The sequence below is a fragment of the Bacillus sp. EB V-12 genome, from assembly GCF_056158125.1.
On record NZ_JBUXJL010000005.1, the window covers coordinates 140,933 to 162,964 of the forward strand.

The window sequence follows — 22,032 nt, forward strand, 5'->3', positions numbered from 1 at the left end:
TTATTCCTCCTTAAATTCAAAAACTTCCTCTAATGGTTTTCCAAAAGCTTGGGCTATTTTAAATGCAAGAATTAAAGAGGGATTATATTTATTCCTTTCCATAGAAGCGATAGTCTGTCGACTAGCACCTACTCTCTCTCCTAAATCTTGCTGTGTCCAACCTTTTTCGGCACGACAAACAACTATCCGGTTGTTTAACAACTACCTCCACCTCCCATAAACATTTTATCCTATTTTTAACATTTTGAATATAATCTTTAACATATTGTGCACTATTTTTTACATTTTGTTAAAAATACTATATGAGGAACATTGAATATTTGCAAGAAGTTGTCTCTTCAAACGACTAGTATTCTAGGAAATTACAACTAAAGAAGTTGCTGTTTCTTTTATTTCCCTAAAAACTGAATCGCTTTGCGGTACTTCTCCAATCGTTTTAGGTCTTTATCTGTTATTCTAGCAAGTCTTGAGCGATCAGAATTATGTTTTAAGTCTGCAAGTTTGACAGTACGGGCAAGAGAATTTTCTTTCACTTTGCTCAGGTACTCAAAATAAGGCGTGTATTTCTCTTTTGTCAGTACCTGCACTGCCTCAACTACGTTATGAGGTATACCAGCATTTAATAAATCAACAGTTGTTATCTCAGTATCTTCAAGAACATCATGTAAATAAGCAGTAGCTTTCTCTTCGGCCGTATTTACAAAGCTAGCAACTGCCTCAGGATGTTTGATATAGTACACACCCGCTTTATCTACTTGTCCAGCATGTGCTTTTTTAGCTATCTCATGAGCTATCTTTATATAATCAGGTAACATCGCAAAAACTCCCTTTCTTTAAACAAAATCTCCCCCTCTAGCAAGCTGTTCTAAAAGTGAAGGAGGAAAATATTGATACAATCCCTCAGCAAATCATTGGAGTTCATCTTGAAACAAAAAATTTATAAAAAATGCCATCCTCTCTGTATATTTCTACAAACAGAATAGCGTTTTTTGATTATACGGATACAATTTTATTTTAATTTGAATTATGCACTTTTCCCTTACGAGTATTTACTATATTAATGAAGAAAATTAGTCCGCAGATAAAGAATAGAAAAGGATGCACCCATGTTCTAAAATTAACAAGACTTATAATAAACATTATAATGCAAAGGATACAACCTATAATATCAATGCTAAAAGATAACTTCCCCTTTATTTTTTTCATTTATAACTATTCCCTTCCAGATGCCACATTTAATTTATAATTCTCAATATAATAATAACATACGTTTCGACTTTTAACTTTTTTACATTTAATTACTTTTTTAGTTCTGGTGCAACAAATACCTGTATTGTGTGCACCAGGGTAGCAAGATAGCAATTACCGATGAAATTAAAAGTAAATCTGAACAGGTTGAAGAATCCATTACAAAAAAGCTAACGAAGCAAAAATAAACAACATATAGATTTGAATTATATTTCTCAACAACCAAAATTACTTAATGTGGGAAAATAATAATTGGATTGGCATCCAATACCATATTACGTTGGTTCAAGTCGCAGAAAGGCACCTTAGGGTGTCTTTTTTTGTTTGAAACACATTCTGCCAAAATACCTGTATCTTTTTTGAATTACGACTCATATAATCCAACAAACTTCGTATATATAATTTGTTACCCTAAATGGGTTGATAATACGAACAGTTATAGGAGGATTTTGTGAATGGTAAAAACAGCATGTGTAAGTATGATTACTGGCATTCTTTTAATATGTTCAACAGGATGTGCCACTCAAACTGATTCTATTACAACTAAAACTCAATCAGTAGATGATGGCGCATATACAACAAAAGAAATCACAGACGCATTTCCTGTAGGAACCCCCATAACTACTTACATTCAAAAAGAAGATAAACTGAACGTAAAACATATCACCAGTATTACACTTGCAGATGGTGGCGTCGGTAGAGTTTTGGAAGCAACAGATGGTTTTGTTGTCGTATGTGGGAATGAAAAGGGAATTTTTGATGTATTAATATTTAAAACCATGGAAGATGTAAAGAAATATGAACAGAGTTTAAAGCGATAATTAATATCCTTCTTATGCCTTTTACACAGACATTGTCCTCTTGCTCTTGCTATAGCTTTTTCTAAGTACAGTATAATTGCGTCATGAATACACACACGTTATAATAGTCACCTAATTACATATGAAGAGGTGCAGAAAATGAATAAAACAGAATTAACAAAAGTAGTAGCAGAAAAAGCTGAACTTACACAAAAAGATGCTGCAGCAGCAACACAAGCGTTATTAGATACAGTAACAAATGCGCTAGCAAATGGAGAGAAAGTACAGATTCTTGGTTTTGGTACATTTGAAGTACGTGAAAGATCTGCACGTACAGGACGTAACCCACAAACAGGTGAAGAAATGCAAATCGCGGCTTCAAAAGCACCTGCTTTTAAAGCTGGAAAAGAATTAAAAGAGGCAGTGAAATAATTACACATAGTCAAAAGGCTTTCCACGCCCCAGCTTTGCCCCCTACCCTTCGCATATCCTGTTTTAGCTAGCTAATCTGGTTTGTTAAGGGGGGAAAAGAGAAGGAGGGAAAAAAAAGAATCCTTTAAAGACCAGGATTCTTTTTTTTGAAGTATCGCCTATTGTGAAGTATTTTTATAAGAATGTGTAGTAGAAGGTTATAGCAAATCCGATTATAAAGAGTAATGATACGAGGAGATAAACTCTTTTTTTGTTATCTTTTGCTATTATTTTATCTAATGTAATAAAAATACCAACAATACCTGCGATTAATGCGAATTTAGAGAATTCAGATGGATATGTGAAGGCAACTACTGCGAAACAAGCAATAATCAATGTTAGTCTATAAAACAGTATTCCTTTAGACATTTCCATTTGAGGAATCACACCCTTCTTTTTATATTTGACTAGCAGCGCAACCAATTGCGTAACCAGCTAGACATCCAAGACAACCACCACATGCATATGGACTAGCAAATAAACATCCTCCACATGCACCTTCGCAAGCCCATTTAGCCCATTGAGGCATAGTTTTCCAGTTGTTTTTAATACAACGTTGAACATCTTCCCAGTAACCTGCTTTTGCATTGTTTTCTTTTAAGATTGATTCACTTTTTCCATCAGTGAATAATTTCATCTGATTAAGTTTTCCATCTTTTGAATTTAGGTCTAAAGTCCCTACATTTTCACCATCTAATGTTTTTACTGTTAAAAGAATCGTATCACCATTATTTGGTGTTTTCAACTCTAAAAATGTAGGGTCTGCAAACTTACTTTCAGATTCGTTAAATCCTACAGTTAGATATTGTTTTGTATCATTAGATTTAGGGTTTTCTTTTGAAGGAATTATGATCGCCGATGTTTTATTCTCTTTATAATCGACCTTAACAGCTTCTTTCCATTCAAAATCTGCTGTGGAGTAAATACTTAATTTGTTTTGTTTAAGATCAGTTAATTGTTTTTTTACTTTGTCCAAAATTTGTTCGTCAGCAAATTTATTTGTTTCATTTTCCGAAAGATTTTCTGGTTTTTTACAAGGTACACAATCGTTATTTTTTTCTTTGGTATTATTATTAATATTGTTACTAGTATTATCTTGTGCAAAAACTTTTTCTAAATTTAATGAGTATGGTTGAAAAAATCCAAAAGCTAATATAACTACGACAAAAACTAATCCTAAAAATTTTTTCAAACTAATACAGCTCCCTTATAAGTATAATTTCTCCCCACCTCCATAATAGAACAAAAAATGAAAATTTTTAATATTTTTCTAATAATTGGAATATGTTGTTAGCTTAGAGAACTTTGATATATTCCGTTTTTCATTTATTTAAAAATCAGATTATAAAAAAACACCTTCAAGAATGAAGGTGTTTTTTTCTTATAAGTCAGCGGGTGTTTGTAATAAATAATCTGGTCTTGCTGGTGCACCTCCACCGTCTCCTATATTTACAGCTTGATTTTTAAAAGAGTCGTTTAACCCTAACGATAGGATACTAATTAAAGATATTCCAAGTATAGTTAGATAGATTTTTTTCATTATTTTAACGCTCCTTTTTCTAATTCATTTTTTTGAGCTGTATTGCTCATGTAAAAATATTGACTTGCTTTGTTATGGTTATTTTCTTCATAAAACTTTAGAGCTAAGATATCAGCATATTCTTTTACGCATTCCCATAGTTTTTCTTGTTTGAAATAAGTAATACCTTCTGAAACAAATATTTCTAAAGTTAATGTAGGGACATTGTTGTTGAGGGCTTTTAAAATTTTAAAACGATGTTGGAATTCTTGATTGTTAAAATCGTTACTAAGTTTTAATCCTTTTTGAATTAGTTGATTGCTGTAATTATGGTCATTTATCTTATAGTATTCATATGCTTCTACGAAAAATGCTTTGAAATGGTTTGGATTGTTCTTTGTTACTTCAGATACATGACGAATCGCGAGTTTAGATAAATTTTGTTTTGAATATAACCAAGCTAAATTATGTCTTACCATAAGGATAGAATTTTTATGGTTATTTTTTTGGAATGTGTCTAGTGCCTTATTAAATGACTCCTCAGCTAATTCGAAATGTTTTAAATCAATACAACACAGACCTATAAAATTGTCACATAGTGCTACATTTATTTCATAATCTTCATGTTTTAAAAATTCTTCTTTAGCTAATTTTATATAATCAAGAGCTATTACTTGTTTATAGATTTGATAATAAAAATATCCCATTCGATAATTAAATTCAGCATGTTCTATTGGATCAGGAATGTGTATTAATAGTTCTTTTGCTTTTTCATAGTGTTCACTTGCTTCAGTGTAATTGGATGTTAAAGTACAATGAAATGCTTTAAAGAAGTGATAATAATAAGCCAGGAAGTCATCTGCTGGAGTTGTGAAATTATCCATTTCATCAAAACTGCTTTCGTTAATACTTATCCAATCTGTTAATGCTTTGTATCTAAAATCTAATAAAGAATAATATAAGATTAAGTTTTGATTTTCTTTGACATTGTTAATTTCATTGTCTATATACTCTTTTAATTGTTTTGCTTTAACTAATTGTTGTTTTAACATGGATTGATACCAGTCGTTTAATAATTTTGTAATTTGTTCATTTTCTAATTGAACATTCATAGAATCTTCCCCTTTTCCAAAATTATCTATATCTAATGTAAAACCATGGTATCATGGCATTACGTTAGATTAACCTTTAAATAAGTTGATATATATAAATTTCAATATTCTGTGTATTTTACCTTTAATTTTATTACGATCCTTATTTAGTATGGTTTTAGCAAAAGAAATACTAATAAATCCAGGGCACATTTATGGACAGGATGAATGATATTACATACGTTTATCATACACCTATGCTTCAATTATATATTTATAAAATTAAATATAATAATTAAAAGAAATTATCCATCCACTTTAATGTGAGGTCATTGCCATCAAGTTAAGAAATTCATTATCCTAAAAACGAAAAAAATGAATTCTCATAAATTGGTGTAGAGAGATAAAAATTTTCTTTTTGTGGGTATTTCAAAATTTTAGCTTGATGGACATGTGTCACGCCCCCTATTACTGATTGTTGTTAGAACTGCTGCTCCCACAAGAAGAATATCTGAAAAAATTATTTTAAAACAAAACCTCTTTATAAAAGAACGCGCGTTCGTATATAATAAGAACAAACATTCTTTTTATTTAGGGAGGAATAACAGTGTATGACTATTGTATCTTACCGAATAGAATCATCTTATGTGTTGATTTACGTAGCTTTTACCCTTCTATAAGTTGCATCAAAATGGGGTTAGATCCTATGTATACAAAATTGGCAGTAGTCGGTAATGTAAATAGAAACGGCTCAATCGTATTAGCTACCACTCCCCCATTAAAAGAATTGGGAGTAAAGAAGATGGCGAGATTATACGAGATCCCTCGCAGAAAAGACATTCTAGTTGTAAATCCCATTATGGCTACTTACATTAAATGCTCCAATTACATAACAAAACTAGCTTTACAGTACGTTCCTATTGAAGATTTTCACCAATATTCTATCGACGAGTTTTTCATGGATATTACGGATAGTATTCATTTATTTGCTAACAATCCCTATGAATTTGCGTTGACATTTAAACGTGAAATATATGCAAAAACACGGATCGAATACACAAGAGGAATTGGCCCTAACCCTTTAATGAGCAAAATAGCTTTAGATATAGATGTAAAATAAAATAAATTTACGTAAACATGTTTAAATCATTATAAAGGAGCATAAAAGAATGCAAGAGGTTCAAATAAGAAAGAATGCAGTAGGAGCAATTATTCATAATGATATTAAAAACTATCCCTATTTAAATATACCTATGGTTATTAAAGAGAAAGATGGACAGATTTATGAAGTTATAAACACTGGTTTTCACACTAATAATGCAGTAAGAATGATAACAACGGACGATTTTGCAACAACCAGAGTAAATGCACCGATTGTAACTGTAAAAAACAGTGATGGTAATATTCAAGTATACCGCTTGCCTTTAGAATTGGAATCTTGGGTAATTTCTTGTATGCAGGCTGCTTCTGCAGGAAAAATTTCATTTCCATGTAAAGTTTCCTTTGGGATTATAGATACAGAATATTATGTTGAATTCATTTAAAATTGGAATATATTTGATGTGAATAAAGACGGAACACCAACATTTTGCAAATTCTGTACGTCAAGACTAAATCTCTTAATCAAACCATATTTTATTATAAGTACCAAAACTCACTACCAACAACAAAGTAGCCTAAAAAATATTAAACATCCTTTATTATCGATATTATTAACGTCAAATAAAAAAAGAAGAGAGAAAACATTCTCTCTTCACCAATAATATTTTACAGAGTAAGTAGGGTAAAAAACTATATAAAGATGAACCACGAAAATACTTTACCTAGTGAATTATATCATAAATCACTCTAAAAAAATACATATCACATACAATTTTGTTTTATTTATGACAAAATTGTTAAATATTTGAATACAAAAAGGCATTATATCTAAATGAATAGAAAGGTGTTGGTGTGGTAATAAAATTTAAGGAGGCTTTCTATTATGTTTTCAAAAAAACAAAAATTATTAACAGTAATTACAACATTAACATTAGGGTGCGGATTTACTTTTGGCTTAACACCTGCTTCTGCGGATACTGCCAATAACACTTCTCCAATTAAGGAGGAACAGGTACGAATACAAATACCTTTCACGGGCTATGTTATTTCAGCAGACGATAATTACTTAATTGTTGCTGATACTTTCACGAAAGAAGAAGCACTTTATTATCAGAATAATTGGTGGGAGCTAGTTTCCCAAAATAAAATTTTAAGAGTACCTGTATCCAATGGTGAAAACTACAAATTAGGTGAAAAATTAAACGTATACGCTGCTGCTTGGACTTACTCTTTACCACCAATCGCTATAATGCCAACAATTGAAAAAGTAGTTGATTAAATACTGCTTAGCTAATAAAAGAAACATTGCCCTAATTAGAGCAATGTTTCTTTTCCTCATTTGACATTAGAAATTGAAATGGATGAGAACAGATTTGGAACGCTATTCTCAAAAGCTAATGTAAAGGAAGGGATTAATTCATGTATTCTTTCTTGCATTGGTTTCTTATCTACTTCTCCAAGTTCGTTCAAAAGCTCATTCTCTTCTGAAGACTCATCTCCATTGATTAACATCCTTAACATATCTGAGTTAATGATCTCATGAGGCGAATGAACTAGCCCATTCATCATTATATATTTTTGGAGCATGGATGAATTACCCTCATTCGCTTGCTTTACAGCTTGTTTAAGATATAAATCAAAATATTTCTGTGCAAATTTCACACCTTTTAGTGGAACGGCTCCTACATGTTCAACACCTTTCCAACGTAAATCCGCAATTGAACTCAGCCACCATGCCGGCTCAATAGCTTGTTGCATACGTTGCAGCACTTTTCGTTCGAATCCAGGTTGATGAATAGAATGTTCTTTTAAACAAGTATCTAACATTTCAGCTTCAATGGCGGCTACGGTCATTCCCTGTCCATAAATGGGATCAAAGTTACAAAAAGCATCACCTAACACTAATAATCCAGATGGCCAATTTTCCATTTGTTCAAAATGTTGACGAGTTGACTCCTGCGCTCTAAATCCTCTTGGGGCACTAATTGGTTCTAACTCTTTAATTAACTCCCTCATCATAGGGGTAACTAAAGAATCCAGTTCTGTTTCATATTCTTTTGAATTTGTTGGTGGATAGTGCGTACCTCCAGCAACAAATAGTAGCGCTTGAGCTATGTTATCTTCAATATATAATAACCCTACAGCACCAACGTTTTTAGCAGGATCTCCTTCAGAAATTGCACTCAATTTCTCTTTGATATGTGAAGGTACTTTATAATATCTCGTGCTATATCCAAAATTCACCTTTAAACGTTCTGGCTCTGGAACATCATATCCCATAGATGTAAGCCATTTATTGAGTTTAGATTGACGACCACATGTATCAACTACCAAATCGGTTAACACAGTTCGCTTTGTTTTTAATTCGTCTCGTTCTTGAATATGAATTCCAATAACATGCTTGTGATCAGACGAAGCTATAAGGCCTGTCACCGCTTGCTTTGAATAAAAATGTACATTAGGAATTTCTTGCACACGTTGGCGGATTGTCCATTCTAACAATGCTCGACTGCTCGCTGCACCTTTTCGTTCTATAACTAGTTCAAGTGCCCCATACGGAGAAAATCGAATCATTTTATCATTCTTAACATTATGAGCCCCTAGATTTAATAAATCATCAACATATCCAGGAAAGAAGCGGTTCATAATTATTTCTCCGCGTGGTAATACACGATGAGGATGAAAGTCTTGAGGTGTACCTGGACGTTCCGATGGTTTTTGAGGTAACTCATCTTTTTCAACAACTATCACTGTCTCAAAATAACTGGAAAGCACGCGTGCAGTAAGTAAGCCTGCAATACCAGCTCCAATCACAAGTGCCTTTTCTCTTTTTTGCTGTTGATATGGTAATTGACTATCCATCTATAATCTCTCCTCTTTCTAAAAAGTATGTTTGTTCAGCATGAATCTATTAAAACTTTTCCAGAAATCAGAATAAACAAGTGATGATTCTTCATTATTTCAGTAAGGAGCCCGTTGATATAATAGTTCATATAGGGAAATAAAAACAGATACATTTTAAAATACTACAATCCCCCCTATTACAAGTAAGAAATAATTAACGTGACTAGTAGAATTGTAGTATCTGATAGCACTGGTCTTGAATAGTTTGTTTTTTCGGTTATCAATGTGTCAGTAAACCCAGCACATTTATCGTTATACTTTCAAACTCAGTTCTCTTAAAATATATATGTTTATATTTTTTAGATATACGATTTTAAATCCTTCTGAAAACCTAATAGACAAATGCTAGTATCATTCCATTACAGAATTCACCCTAAAATAGTAATCTGTTAAAAAACTCACTTTAACGAACAGGTACCTTAATTAGATAACTTTATTATCTCTGCAAAGGTATTACAATTTTAAATACGTTTTTCAATCCTTTGAATTTAGCAAAACAATTCATTTAAATAATAAGATTTTATTGCATGATAGGATACCTAAAGCCCTGTTGGTATTTCGTTTCATTATGTCCTATTGGGATTTTCCTACAACATTCATCTTATAAAAATCAAGGTGGTTCAAATCAAAGAAAGTACACTCAAATGAGTATCCTTTTTTAACAAGATTCAGGTTCATATAACCTGTATAACTGCTCACCGTTTATAATAGTTCTTTTTAAATACTTCTTTATTCCCGCTTTAATATTTTTTATAATTTGCACCCTAAATGTATCACTTTTGTTACCCTTGTAAATAATTAGTTTTTTTAGAAATATTTATTTGATTTTTAGTAATATTAGGATTCTATTTTATCTAATAGAAACTAGAGGGTTTGGGAAAAGTATGTAATAATGCATAATAAATCAATCAGATATTATGATATACTTTCAAAGAGCTAATACAAAATTTCTTTAGATTGGAAAACTAAAGTCTTATCTACCTATTTGTGGGGACGCCTTATGGCGTCTTTTCTTTTTTAATATAAAAAACCCCCAAGCATTCATATGCTTAAGGGTTTATCAATTGAAAGGTAGAGCTGTTTGGAATTCCTTACATTAAGAATAAAGCGGGATTACTCCTAAACCAATTAATAAAGCTGCAGCAAACGCTGGAATTGGCGCAGGAATCTCCGATACCTTCTACAACTAAAAAGTATCGTCCATTTACTACTTTAAAACAAACTAATTGTATGGCTAATCCTCCCTTATGTTAGGATTAATACATTATATTAAATAATCACATTATCGATATAATTAAATAGTTTATTTTTTAGAAAATGTGTACAACATTCAGGGGAAGCACATTAAATTATCTTTCCCTTATTTTCAAAAGGACCTGCTCAATTCATACGTAAAAACATAAGGTAAGGTGAACCCATTAAAATCCGTGGAATGACCCCTAGTTTTATCCTCTTATCTAAAAGGAGGAACTAATATTATGGGATATGGTGGTAGTTGCGGCGAAGGCTGCGGTTTTGCTGGAGGCTTTGCTTTACTCGTTGTACTCTTTATACTATTAATCATTATCGGATGCAGTTGCTTCTGCTAAAAAACTATTAGAAAAGGCATCTTAGAGTGTCTTTTCTTTATGCGTAAGAACCTCGCCATCTTATGGAAATGGCGAGGTTCTTATCTATATTATTTATTATCTTGTTCCAGATTTTTATAAATTTATTACTTTTATCTTTATTTACTCATAAAATATCCAATTGTATAGATAATCCATAAGTGGACCGGATAGAAAATATAAAACATATATTTTGTGAATGCATTATTTAAACCACGTTCCCCGTTATATAAGAAGAAGAACGGTAAAGCAAATACCATCATCCATTGGTTATTAAAACCAAACAAACCCATGTCTGTAAAAATTTCTCCCGCCATAAGTAACGATGGGACATCCATTAATGAAAATAATACATATGTGATAATTAACCATTTTTTCTTTTCTTTAAAGAAATAAAAGATTAATGTCATGAAGACGCCTATAAAACTTGCTTCTGTAAATATTCCTAATGTACCCACAATAATTGTAGCTGGAATTCCGAGTAAATAGTTTTTTGTACGTTTCATATAATCAATGGAACATAATAATACTATCCCAAACCCAAGTGATAAGAAAATATTATTTGATAATCCAGTCTCTGTCGGAAAGATATATTGAATAGTCGCTGAACCAGCAAACATAATTGCTGCCCACATAAATACACGTGTAGCATACTTTGTACGACTTCTTGTGTAAAAGAATCCTTCCACTACAAAATAGAAGAAAATTGGTGCCACAATACGTCCTGGATGATGCATCCACATTGGCATACCTGGAATGTAAGTATATACATGATCAATGACCATAAGGATCATTGCAAAAATCTTTAATTGAAAAGCATTTAATCTCATAAAAATATAAAACCTCCACTTTATATATTACTCAAATACTATTAGTCCTTTAGGAGAACTATATTGTTTCTTAAATCAACGATATACTTATATAAAGTTTCTATAGTAAGAGCATCTCTTATTTATCCAAGGGGTTCTTTTTCATGAAAAGAACCCCTTGAAAAGTATAATTTCAGGTATACTTTCTATGTTATTTTTAGATCAAGCACCTATATTATTAGAAACATGCATTGTTAATTCATAAGTTTTTTCAAATAACTTCGTCGAATGATGAAAAAGCTTATAACAAATAGCAATAAAAATATTCCTACGCCTATTGCTGTGACTCCATAAAGTGCTGATGAAAAATGGTTACGCATTGCAAGCATTATTCCACATAGAAGAATAGATGCAAGTGTAAACGGGACAAAAATTAAAGTTGCCAACTCCTTAGTCACAACAGCAACTAATTCTTTCAAAGAAAAGCCAAGTTTTCGGATTCCTGCATATTTTTCTTTTTCTCCTTCAAATGACGTTTGCAGATAGAAATAAAGAATACTCATTGCCGCGCTCAAGAAGATAAGGCTCAACATGAAACCGATAAAGAATAGAAGACTCACTGTCGTTTTTTCAATCTCGTAAACATTAATTTTAGAAGAGATTAGGCGCTCATTTGGTATATTTGAAATTTTGGAAAGAATCGTTTCGGACAAGTCGAGCTTTTCTGTCCAATTATCAATTTCATAAGCAAATACTTTAAATACAGGATAGTCAATAGTTTCATAAACAGCATCTGGGACGATATAGTACATCTTTTGGAAACCTGAAGTTAAAATATTTCGTTTCTCAAGGCCCGCATATTTAAGTTTTCCTAACGGGTAGTCACGAATAAATTCTATACTTGGAAGAGCATAGTTATTTCCTGCTGCAACATAGTATTCATCATCCTTTAGTGAAATTGTCTTATGAAAACCAAGAGCATTATAATTTGAAACTGACATAAAGCCAATATTATGATTTTTATCTGTTTTAAATGCAGAATAATATGCATCGTATTTACCTTGTTTTGCTAATGCATTTTCAATAAATGAAATATCTTTCTTTTCAACTTCCGGTGCATTACCTGAGAGTGAGATATATTCAAAGCTGTACGGATCTATTGATTCTGCTCTCGTATTTATATTGTAATAGGAACTGTACAGTACATTTGTACATAAAAATACACCTAGCAACAAGATTGTTAATAGATAGATAAGATGGGAATGTGAGCGACCTTTGGCCTTTATGTTCGAAACGTAAAGCATATTTGTTTTTTTGTAATACGACGGTCGTTTTTGTAATACATGAATCGATACAAACATTCCCTGCGTGATAATAAAATATATGGCTAATAGCGAACTAACAAATAGTAAAATGTAATGGATGGTTCCAGATGATTCAACCCAATTCATTTCTAATATGAGCGATAGTGCTAAGAATACGCTGGTAATTACTGATAGTAACAACTTCCATGGTGCAGGCACAATTAATTTTTCCTGTGTTACATCTGCTTTTAACAGATGTACAGCTTCTTCTTTGTTAATAAAACGTGTTATAAATTTAGAAACGATACAGAATAAAATTGCAAATAAAATAATAGTTAATATGATAGCTTGTATTGGTATATACATACCAAAGCTATTCACTTGTAACACCCTTTTGGTGACCATTAAAAACAACGGGGCGATTACAAGCCCAAGCACAATCGCTTTTATAATTGCTATACCAGCAATAAGCATATTTTCTCTGAACACCATCTTACGCACTTGCTTCATAGATGCTCCAGTAATCATAAAAATGCCAAGACTTTTTGTTTTCTTTTTCAAAAACGAAAACATCGAATAAATGATGAAAACGAATGAAAAAATATATACAATACAGCTCGTAAGTATCATTACAAGGCTAAGTGTGCTTCCTGTTTGAATGCTCGCTAACATAGGGTGAAATGCTACAATCGAAAATAAGAAAAATATCAAAATGGAAAATACACTGCTCAAAAAATAAGAAATATATGTCCATTTATCGCGCAAAATGTTTTGAAGGACAATATGATTAAAACTCATGCTGTCCACCACCTAAAAATGTAAGTGTGTCCATAATTTCTTGATAAAACTTCTGTTTATTATTGCCTCGATGCACCTCATTATAAAGAATACCGTCTTTTATAAAGATTACGCGATGTGCAAAACTAGCAACATAGGCATCATGTGTCACCATTAAAATAGCTGTGTTAAAGGTCTTGTTAATTGACTCAAACAATGTCATAACATCATTTACCGCTTTAGAATCTAGGTTTCCAGTTGGTTCATCAGCTAATAATAACCCTGGTTCATGAATAACAGCTCGAGCAATTGCCACACGCTGTTTCTGTCCACCTGAAATTTCAAATGTACGTTTCTTTAAAATTTCTTTAATACCTAAAAAATTTGCAACTTTCTCTAAACGTTTGCTCATTTCTTTAGCTTCTACAGAATCAAGTACCAAAGGTAATAAAATATTTTCCTCTACTGTTAAGGTATGAACAAGGTTAAAGTCTTGAAAGACAAACCCTAATTCTTTGCGACGAAACTTCGCTAGTTCATTATCATTTAATTCATAAGGATTTTTTGAATTAATTGTAACTGAGCCATTAGTTGGGCTATCGATTGTTGAAATGCAATTAAGAAAAGTTGTTTTTCCACTACCAGAAGGCCCCATTACCGCAACAAACTCATTCATGTTTAAATTAAAATCAATACCTTTCAATGCTTGATAGGAAATTTCTCCTGTATATACTTTTTGAAGCTCTTTTACATTTAAAATGGTGTTTGACATCAGTACCTCACTCCTTTGTATCTTTCAGTATTTGATTATAGATGGGCCTTTTACTTCTTAACATCTTTCAACGTGACAGCAATATGACAAAATTGTCACATTCAAAACGGCTACCTTATTTGGTAGCCGTTTCTATACTTCTTGAGAGGTCTATTGTAAATATTGTTTCATTATCTTTAGAATATAGATGGTATGGATGATTTAATGTAGTAAGAATACTTTTTACTAAATAGAGACCGATACCAGTTGCTTCTCCTTTTGTACGTCCTTTCGTTCCCGTGTAAAATAATTCAAAAACACGTTTTATTTCACTTTCAGGTATCGTTTCTCCTTTATTTCTAATAAGTAACTGCCCATTTTCATAGTGGATTATAATGGATGAGTATTTTTCTCCATATTTAACAGCGTTACTTAATAACTGGTAAACCACAACCTTTAGCCATTTACGATCTGAATAGAGAAATATCTGCTCAGGTATAGTGCTCTTAGGAAAGATTTCTTCCTCAATAAAATAATCCCTTAAATCATTAATAACTTCCTGCACAATATGTTTTAACGGAATTGGTTCTATTTTTAAATCTGCTAATAATTTAGTAGAGCGACTATACGTTAGTAACTGATTTAAAGAGAAGTTTAGTTTATCGCACTCAACTTTTACTTTTTGCCATTCTGCAAGGGAATTTGGTTCCTTAAACTGATTAGATTGTATAAGCAGTTGAATGACAGAAAGTGGCGTTTTCATTTGATGAACAGCATGAGAAATCATTAATTGCTGATTATGTAAAGAACTCTTATATTCCTCTTCTTTTGATAGAAATAAGGATTGAATATATTGCAACTGAGATGCGTATGCTTTTTCGTATGAAGCTATTGGCTGATAAATCATAAGACTGTCCGTATGGATGTTCTTGTTCTCAATATGTGCATACATTTTTTTACGGCGTAAGTAACGACAAAAAAGTAGTATGATTAATAGAGAGAAGGCTAGAAATATAAAATAGGTATAATGATTTTCAAAACCATCTAATCGATGAATCATAATTGGTAAGCTAATAAATGTAATGATATACAAAATAATAAAGCTCATATGGTCTTTTAAAAATAACTTCATGTGAGTTTCTCCGTTAATTGATAGCCAATTCCTCGTATAGTTTTAATTTCTAAAGTAGAATGAATGGCTTCTAATTTCTTTCGTACTCTTGCAATATTTACTGTTAAGGTATTTTCCTCAACAAATTCTTCCTCATCCCAAATGGCTGTAAGTAGTTGCTGTCTTGTTACAACATTAGGATACGCTTCAAAGAACATTGTACATAGCTGGAGTTCTTTTATTGTTAATAGCTCCTCCTGATTAGGTGTGCATAATCGTACAGTATCCAGGTTTAAAGCTGTATTTCCTATTTTTATAATTTTCCCCTGTACATTTCTTGCATATTCGCCATATATACGACGAATTTGTCCATTAATTTTTGCAAGTATCACTCCTAATAAAAAAGGCTTAGTAATGAAATCATCCGCCCCATTTTCAATGCCATACACTTGATCTGCCTCACTCATACGAGCAGAGAGAATCACAATAGGACAATTTGATATTTGTCTTATTTTACGGGACCAATAATAACCATCAAAAGCAGGAAGGGTAACATCCATTATGACAAGGTGGGGTTGAAAGTCTTGAAAAATTTCTAATACCTTTTGAAAATCTTCTACAACGAGGCAATGATATCCATATTTTTTAAGATGGTTTTTTAGCGTATATGCTATATTCATTTCATCTTCAACAATCAATAATTTATACATTTCATCCTCCGATTTATTTATTAACTTTGTCTCATACCTTAATTTTAAACCATTATTGCTTTTGCTCAAAATGAGGGCAGTCTTATACTATATGGGCTGGCACCAAATGTCCATCAACTTAAAGGTTTTATAGCACCAAAAATGGGCTTTTTTAATACAAGTTAGCAGAAAATTTCGTTTTGGGGGTATTTGTTTTTCTTAGCTTGATGTGCATGGAGTACCGCCACATCAAGCTAACAGAACAAAATACACCCTAAAATAAAAAACGCCATCCTTTCCTATGATTCTACAGAAAGAATAGCGTATTTTTTCTTTTTATGGATACATTTTTTAGCTCGATAGCGATGTCGTGTTACCTCAAATATAATTATTTTATTTGAAAGTCTCTTTTAAATTTGTTTCAAATCTCTTTATAGGTTGGTATACAAGAACGTGTAGTGATAAACCTATCACTGCAGTAATGTTTAAAATAATACTTATAATCATTAAAGACCCTTCTATAACTGGAGAAAAGTATCCATTCGTACTTAACGTAGAAGAACTTATACCAAGTAGTAAAATCACTATTAGTAAAGGTAAGTTTTTAACCAATTTGAATCCCCTTTAAATGTAATATCTTTATATTATTATATCACACAGTAGTTTATGTAATTACTATAAGATAGTTATCTATGGGCAATTTCACATTTTTTTGTTACAAGTTAGCACGAATTTTTGTCCTGGGGTACTATAAATTTTCCGCTTGGTGGCGATGTGGTTCTATCCCATCGCTATCAAGCTAAGAAATTCATTGTACACCCAAACGAAAAAAGATGAAAAAATAATAAAAAGCTTATCATTAAGTGCTAAAAGATAAGCTTTTTTGTCTATACTTATTAAATTTTATTTGATTTCTTCCATGCTAATACTGTAATAAGATATTGAATACCAAATAGGAAAGCGAAAAGTATAATAAATCTTGCTATTACTGCTAACCAACCAAATCTTCAGGGAAGTAATATTTGTATGTAGTAGCACCTATTGCGACAAAACAAAAAATAAAGGTATTACTCATTTTTTCGTTTAATTGTTCTTTATTATTAATATTTGTTTCATAAATACCAGTCAAAATAGATTTAATAAAAAAGAATATCATATAAAAAATTATAATAGCTAATGAAACAGCCCATTCTAAAAATGGACGGTGTAGATATGCTCCTCTTATTTTGAACTACCCCCACTTTCACTTCGTTTAGAAGTGAGGGATTCCTAAGTAAAGAGTTCTATCGAACTTTAATTGATTAGGCTAACCCCGCAGTCCTTGCGGTTAGAAGCTTTATCGCTTCATTCTTTAGATTGATACTTGCGTTAATATCCCTATCATGGTTTGTACGACAAGAAGGACAGTCCCATTCACGTAGGTTTAGATTTTTAACGTCTTTATTTTGATATCCACAACAAGAACATAATTGGCTGGAAGCAAATGTTTTCGATACGACAATGACTTGTTTGCCATACCATTTTGCTTTGTATTCTAACATGGATCGAAATTGCGACCAAGATACCTCACTAATTGCTTTTGCTAACTTATGATTCTTTAACATATTCGATACTTGCAAATCCTCTATACCGATAACATCGTGGTTTTTGATGATTTCAGTTGAAATTTTGTCCAAGTAATCTTTTCTAGTATTTGATATGTATTCATGAATTCTAGCTACCTTTACTCGTTGTTTATTCCAGCGAGAAGATCCTTTCATTCTTCTAGAAAGAACACGCTGTGCTTTCGCCAACTTATCTTCTAATGATCGGAAAAACTTCGGATTTTCATAGTGTGTTCCATCTGACAAAATAGCGAAATCTTTTAGTCCTACATCTATTCCAATGTAAGAACTTGTTTTCGGAAGTTCTTGTACTTCTGTTTCAACTAATAGTGACACAAAATATCTACCAGAAGGGTTCCGTCTAACCGTAGCATTTACAATACGCCCCTCTACTTCGCGACTTTTGGCAAATCGAACAAGGCCTAGTTTCGGCAACTTTATTTTGTTCCCTACAACGGCAATGTTTTCATTTGTTTGTTTTGTGGTATAAGATTGTACGTTGTTCTTCTTAGATTTAAAGCGCGGTGCGCTGTTTTGTTTTTTGAAAAAGCGCGTATAGGCATCCGCAAGGTTGCGAACAGACGACTGAATCGCAATACTATCCACTTCTTTTAGCCAAACCAGCTCTTTCTTCATGGCAGGTAGTTTGGCAGAGCATATACCATAGGTCAAGCCTTTTCCTGTCTCTTTATATGCGTGATCCCATAAGGCTAGGAAATGATTGAATACAAAGCGAGAACACCCAATCGTTTTGTTGATTAGAATTGCTTGTGCTTGATTTGGATAGATACGAAACTTATAGGCTTTATTCATCATTATTTAATTCACCTCCATTTCGGTATATGACTATTATACACCAAACGTACATTCGATAGTTAGTGGAGTAATACTTTCTGTATGTCGAACAAGCCAATTCATCTCCTGGACTATGACCCTTCACGCTCCTTGAGGAAGGAGTCTTCTTGGCTAAAATGATAAATTAGAACTATTTGTTCAAGAGATTCAAAGTTACTGTACTTATCACCCAATTAATTCTGCAATCTAACCTTTTCATCTACTAAGTTCTTTTACTAAGGAATAGAATCTAAAAAAGAAATAGAAATGAGCCTTTTTTATTATTTCGTTCATCTTTTTTTCGTTTTAGGAGAGATTTTGTTTTTTAGCTTGCTAACAATGTGGAGATATCCTAGGTTTAAAAATCCCTTTAGTTACTGCATACTAGCAACAACCTTTTAAAATTCAAGTTACTGCGATGTATAATTATCAGAAAATCTAAGGAGTTTTATATATCGATAATATAAAAATAATAGCTGAGGTTCTGAGTATAGGGTTACAAATTGGTTTATTTTCAAAAACTGAAATAATTGATTGGGCTGATCAGACAATTGAAGCATTAGATAGCCCTTCTATTGAAATTATAGAAGTTTCTCTATCTAGTAATGATAAGTTGGTTGACATCGTACCTAAATTAAAAAACGTAAAAGGAACGTATGATAAAAAATTACCCGTAAAAATAATACTGGGGCTGTTATGGGATAAATTTATCCTAAATGAAGAAAATGTATTGAAAATAAAACCATTTATATCTAATTTGATACATAATGATTGCTGTGAGGGATTCAGTTATGTAGATGAACAGCTATATAATTTTAATGAGGACATTAATTTAGCAGTAGATAATATATATGGGAATCTAGAAGATATTAGTCAAGAATTAAAAAGCTTTCTATTTCCTTATAAAGACTTTAGTAATTATTTCAGTTTTTGGGAAACTTGAAAAATATTAAATTGATGGTGATTGTATTCCCTAATGTAGTTGGTGGAAATGTTAGTCTTGGATTAGCGCCAGTTGCAGCTTCTCAACTTTCACCTGGTGGTGGTGCTGGTGGGGTCATGTTCCCCCAAGTTGCCCCTATGCAACCTGGATTTGGTGGTAGATAAAAAAATTTAACAAATATTTTATTTCAGTATATAAAATTAATTAAGTATAGAAAAAACTACACTTAATATAGAAATGGACCAAATTTTTTTAAAAAAAAAGATCCTTTTTCAGTATCAATAACGAATTTCATGTCAACTAGCACCTCTTACGAGGCGCTAGTTGTTATTTTTGTTGTATACATATTAGAAGCATACGTTGACCGCAAACTAAAAAGGAATAAGTTGATCAAAACGGCCATCTTATGCTTCTTGTTACAATTTTAAACATAGAGTATACAAATTATTACACTTACTTTTCTTCACCGCTTGCTTGTATGGAATTAAACGTCCAATTTAATTTCAATGCATCTCCCTGAAATATATTTTGGCCTTCACCGCTATCTACGAATGTGAACATTACATAAAATGTATCATCATCACCTGGAGTAAATCCATTTCCTTCTCGATCTAAAATACCTTTCTTTACAAGGTCAGGAATACTTCCATTTTGCGTAGCTACCTTTAATTTAGATAATGTAGAATAGTACGTTTTTGCTTTACTCGTTGTACTCTTTATACTTTTAATCATTATTGGATGCAGTTGCTTCTGCTAAAATACTAAGGGAAAAGACACTCTTATTTGGGTGTCTTTTCTTTATTTCTCAATATAAGAGCTATAAAAATATGCTATGATTTTAATAGAAATTCCCTTGTGTGCAATGAGATAGTAATACCCAACAAAAACCCACCTATTTCCGTAGGTGGGCCTTATCTTTATTACACAATCCAAATTATACTCTGATTTTCCCATCAACTTTATGCAATTATACATATCTGGAAAAAATACACCGAATGAATTTTATATATAGTAAAATAATAAACGTGGATACATTCTATAAAGCAGATTCTTTTGAAAGGCGTAACATACCAATCATTATGGAAGGTGTCGCGTCACTCTAATACTGATCTCAAATCTCTTGTACTTTGTAAACTAACAATCTGGTGTATATAGACGATTCTGTTTTATAGGGTGTGTTTACACGTATAACAAAGGGATAATACGGATAAGTTTATACTAAATGAACGTGGTTCAAGTCGGAGGAAGGCACCTTAGGGTGTCTTTTTTTGTACATAATAAAAGCCTCACCATCCTATGGAAACGGTAATTCCTTTAAAACAAATAATAATTGTAAATATATTAATTTTACATTACATTAAAAGTTAGAGAAAGCTCTTATACTAATACAGTGCTAAATAGTAGGTGAAAAAATGGAATTTAACGATTTGGGTATTACCATTAAAGAACTTAGAATAAAAAAAAACATATCACAATCCGAATTGTGTCATGGAATTTGTTCACAAAGTCAAATTAGCAAGATCGAAAAAGGTGTGATTTATCCATCTAGCATATTGTTATATCAATTATCAGAAAGACTTGGCATTGATCCGAATCATATATTTGCACTAACTCAAAACAAAAGATTAAAATATACAGAAAATGTAAAATACGTAATAAAAGATTGCTTAAAGCAAAAACAATATAAAGAACTTTATGAAATAGTAAAAAAAGAGAAAAACTTAAATAATTTTCAAACAAAAGAAGAGAAACAATTTCTAATATGGCATGAAGCAATCGCTATATTTGAGGTAAATAGATCAACAAAAACTGCTTTAACTCTTTTAAATCATGCATTAAAACTAACTTTAACCAATTCTGATTTTTTATCAGAAAGAGAAATACATATTATGCAAACAATGGCTATATTTCATGGAGAAAACAAAGAATATGAAAAAAGTATTACGATATTAAAAAGATGTTTAACTAATTTTAACAAGTTAGATCTTCCTAGAGATAAAGAAATTAAATTAAAAATCATTTTCAATTTAGCAAAATGTTTAGACTTCACATATCAACATGAAGAGGCAATAAAATACATTGATAGGGGCATCAAATTAGCAATTAATCTAAATACTTTATACCTATTAGGTGAACTATTCTATTTAAAAGGTCAGTGTTTATTAAAGATTAAACAACACAATGTAGAAGATGTTGTTTATAACTGGAAAAAAGCATTATTTATATTTGAACTAACAGAAAAAGAATATTATATAGAAATGGTACAAGATGAACTTATTGAAATACAAAATAAAAAACACTCATAATTTCGTAAAAACTACTAAAAAAACCACAGGAAAAGTTTCCGTAGGTTTTACATTTATAAACATATTATTATTTTTTATAAAACCGCATCTCCAATTATTAGATAACTATCTAATCCATTGGAAATGCGGTTTACTTAGGTCATTAATGTTTCAGCTATTCTCT

Annotated in this window: 22 protein-coding genes and 4 pseudogenes; 10 read left to right on the forward strand and 16 right to left on the reverse strand. The window is 31.6% G+C overall.

Annotated features, from left to right (window positions below; translation table 11 throughout):
- Positions 1–201 (reverse strand): helix-turn-helix transcriptional regulator, encoded by a 201-nt coding sequence (locus ACZDYH_RS17920; protein ID WP_000933886.1) that lies wholly within the window; start codon positions 199–201, stop codon positions 1–3.
- Positions 202–389: 188 nt separating this feature from the next.
- Positions 390–815: an HD domain-containing protein gene (locus ACZDYH_RS17925; protein ID WP_474886832.1), complete on the reverse strand. Its 426-nt coding sequence runs from the start codon at positions 813–815 to the stop codon at positions 390–392.
- Between the two features lie 888 nt (positions 816–1,703).
- Between ACZDYH_RS17925 and ACZDYH_RS17930 the strand changes: the two genes are divergently transcribed.
- Both ACZDYH_RS17930 and ACZDYH_RS17935 read left to right on the forward strand, forming a co-directional pair.
- A complete protein-coding gene (locus ACZDYH_RS17930) occupies positions 1,704–2,069 on the forward strand; it encodes a hypothetical protein (RefSeq protein WP_474886834.1) in 366 nt (121 codons plus the stop codon).
- 138 nt (positions 2,070–2,207) lie between these two features.
- On the forward strand, positions 2,208–2,480 hold the full coding sequence (locus tag ACZDYH_RS17935) for an HU family DNA-binding protein (protein ID WP_001043944.1): 273 nt from the start codon (positions 2,208–2,210) through the stop codon (positions 2,478–2,480).
- A 174-nt stretch (positions 2,481–2,654) separates the two neighbouring features.
- On the opposite strand, the gene ACZDYH_RS17940 is transcribed toward ACZDYH_RS17935, so the two are convergent.
- From ACZDYH_RS17940 to ACZDYH_RS17955, 4 genes are all read right to left on the reverse strand, one after another.
- The gene (locus ACZDYH_RS17940; protein ID WP_002182105.1) at positions 2,655–2,894 is read right to left on the reverse strand and encodes a hypothetical protein; all 240 of its coding nucleotides are present in this window, start codon (positions 2,892–2,894) and stop codon (positions 2,655–2,657) included.
- A 22-nt stretch (positions 2,895–2,916) separates the two neighbouring features.
- Positions 2,917–3,711: a hypothetical protein gene (locus ACZDYH_RS17945; protein WP_474886836.1), complete on the reverse strand. Its 795-nt coding sequence runs from the start codon at positions 3,709–3,711 to the stop codon at positions 2,917–2,919.
- 189 nt (positions 3,712–3,900) lie between these two features.
- The gene (locus tag ACZDYH_RS17950) at positions 3,901–4,059 is read right to left on the reverse strand and encodes a Phr family secreted Rap phosphatase inhibitor (RefSeq protein ID WP_474886838.1); all 159 of its coding nucleotides are present in this window, start codon (positions 4,057–4,059) and stop codon (positions 3,901–3,903) included.
- Positions 4,059–5,150 (reverse strand): response regulator aspartate phosphatase, encoded by a 1,092-nt coding sequence (locus ACZDYH_RS17955; protein WP_459070597.1) that lies wholly within the window; start codon positions 5,148–5,150, stop codon positions 4,059–4,061. Before ACZDYH_RS17955 ends, ACZDYH_RS17950 begins: the two co-directional genes overlap by 1 nt.
- Positions 5,151–5,736: 586 nt before the next feature.
- Between ACZDYH_RS17955 and ACZDYH_RS17960 the strand changes: the two are divergent.
- The 3 genes and pseudogenes from ACZDYH_RS17960 to ACZDYH_RS17970 form a co-directional block, all read left to right on the forward strand.
- Positions 5,737–6,246 (forward strand): annotated as a pseudogene (locus ACZDYH_RS17960) (Y-family DNA polymerase); the annotation flags it as partial.
- Positions 6,247–6,298: 52 nt separating this feature from the next.
- A complete protein-coding gene (locus ACZDYH_RS17965; protein ID WP_474886839.1) occupies positions 6,299–6,673 on the forward strand; it encodes a hypothetical protein in 375 nt (124 codons plus the stop codon).
- A gap of 440 nt (positions 6,674–7,113) precedes the next feature.
- Positions 7,114–7,509: a DUF3221 domain-containing protein gene (locus ACZDYH_RS17970; protein ID WP_000491765.1), complete on the forward strand. Its 396-nt coding sequence runs from the start codon at positions 7,114–7,116 to the stop codon at positions 7,507–7,509.
- A 56-nt stretch (positions 7,510–7,565) separates the two neighbouring features.
- Here ACZDYH_RS17970 and ACZDYH_RS17975 read toward each other — a convergent pair whose 3' ends face one another.
- Positions 7,566–9,092 carry an FAD dependent oxidoreductase gene (locus ACZDYH_RS17975; protein ID WP_434715049.1) on the reverse strand — a complete coding sequence of 509 codons (1,527 nt, stop codon included), beginning with the start codon at positions 9,090–9,092 and terminating at the stop codon, positions 7,566–7,568.
- A gap of 1,520 nt (positions 9,093–10,612) precedes the next feature.
- Here ACZDYH_RS17975 and ACZDYH_RS17980 point away from each other — a divergent pair.
- A complete protein-coding gene (locus ACZDYH_RS17980; protein ID WP_000540371.1) occupies positions 10,613–10,723 on the forward strand; it encodes a YjcZ family sporulation protein in 111 nt (36 codons plus the stop codon).
- Between the two features lie 137 nt (positions 10,724–10,860).
- Here the strand turns inward: ACZDYH_RS17980 and ACZDYH_RS17985 are convergent, their stop codons facing one another.
- From ACZDYH_RS17985 to tnpB, 8 genes and pseudogenes are all read right to left on the reverse strand, one after another.
- Positions 10,861–11,571: a TraX family protein gene (locus ACZDYH_RS17985; RefSeq protein ID WP_065705331.1), complete on the reverse strand. Its 711-nt coding sequence runs from the start codon at positions 11,569–11,571 to the stop codon at positions 10,861–10,863.
- A gap of 233 nt (positions 11,572–11,804) precedes the next feature.
- Positions 11,805–13,652: an FtsX-like permease family protein gene (locus tag ACZDYH_RS17990; protein WP_434715053.1), complete on the reverse strand. Its 1,848-nt coding sequence runs from the start codon at positions 13,650–13,652 to the stop codon at positions 11,805–11,807.
- The gene (locus ACZDYH_RS17995; protein ID WP_060852662.1) at positions 13,642–14,403 is read right to left on the reverse strand and encodes an ABC transporter ATP-binding protein; all 762 of its coding nucleotides are present in this window, start codon (positions 14,401–14,403) and stop codon (positions 13,642–13,644) included. The genes ACZDYH_RS17990 and ACZDYH_RS17995 overlap by 11 nt, the downstream gene beginning before the upstream one ends.
- Before the next feature lie 115 nt (positions 14,404–14,518).
- Positions 14,519–15,514, reverse strand: a complete 996-nt coding sequence (locus ACZDYH_RS18000) for a sensor histidine kinase (RefSeq protein ID WP_434715056.1) — start codon at positions 15,512–15,514, stop codon at positions 14,519–14,521.
- Positions 15,511–16,203, reverse strand: coding sequence for a response regulator transcription factor (locus ACZDYH_RS18005; protein WP_000277462.1), 693 nt, complete (start codon positions 16,201–16,203; stop codon positions 15,511–15,513). The genes ACZDYH_RS18000 and ACZDYH_RS18005 overlap by 4 nt, the downstream gene beginning before the upstream one ends.
- A gap of 372 nt (positions 16,204–16,575) precedes the next feature.
- The gene (locus ACZDYH_RS18010; RefSeq protein WP_000240397.1) at positions 16,576–16,794 is read right to left on the reverse strand and encodes a hypothetical protein; all 219 of its coding nucleotides are present in this window, start codon (positions 16,792–16,794) and stop codon (positions 16,576–16,578) included.
- Between the two features lie 284 nt (positions 16,795–17,078).
- Positions 17,079–17,407: pseudogene (locus ACZDYH_RS18015) on the reverse strand (hypothetical protein).
- 76 nt (positions 17,408–17,483) lie between these two features.
- Positions 17,484–18,602 carry an IS200/IS605 family element RNA-guided endonuclease TnpB gene (gene tnpB / locus ACZDYH_RS18020; RefSeq protein ID WP_064532425.1) on the reverse strand — a complete coding sequence of 373 codons (1,119 nt, stop codon included), beginning with the start codon at positions 18,600–18,602 and terminating at the stop codon, positions 17,484–17,486.
- A gap of 472 nt (positions 18,603–19,074) precedes the next feature.
- Between tnpB and ACZDYH_RS18025 the strand changes: the two genes are divergently transcribed.
- On the forward strand, positions 19,075–19,563 hold the full coding sequence (locus ACZDYH_RS18025; RefSeq protein WP_033690531.1) for a hypothetical protein: 489 nt from the start codon (positions 19,075–19,077) through the stop codon (positions 19,561–19,563).
- Entirely contained in the window at positions 19,560–19,727 is a 168-nt protein-coding gene (locus ACZDYH_RS18030; protein ID WP_172851996.1) for a hypothetical protein, read from the forward strand. The genes ACZDYH_RS18025 and ACZDYH_RS18030 overlap by 4 nt, the downstream gene beginning before the upstream one ends.
- A 289-nt stretch (positions 19,728–20,016) precedes the next feature.
- On the opposite strand, the pseudogene ACZDYH_RS18035 reads toward ACZDYH_RS18030, so the two are convergent.
- Positions 20,017–20,247, reverse strand: a pseudogene (locus tag ACZDYH_RS18035) (TasA family protein); the annotation flags it as partial.
- Between the two features lie 10 nt (positions 20,248–20,257).
- Between ACZDYH_RS18035 and ACZDYH_RS18040 the strand changes: the two are divergent.
- Positions 20,258–20,320 (forward strand): annotated as a pseudogene (locus ACZDYH_RS18040) (YjcZ family sporulation protein); the annotation flags it as partial.
- Positions 20,321–20,975: 655 nt separating this feature from the next.
- On the forward strand, positions 20,976–21,869 hold the full coding sequence (locus ACZDYH_RS18045) for a helix-turn-helix domain-containing protein (RefSeq protein ID WP_098472632.1): 894 nt from the start codon (positions 20,976–20,978) through the stop codon (positions 21,867–21,869).
- Positions 21,870–22,032: the final 163 nt, after the last annotated feature.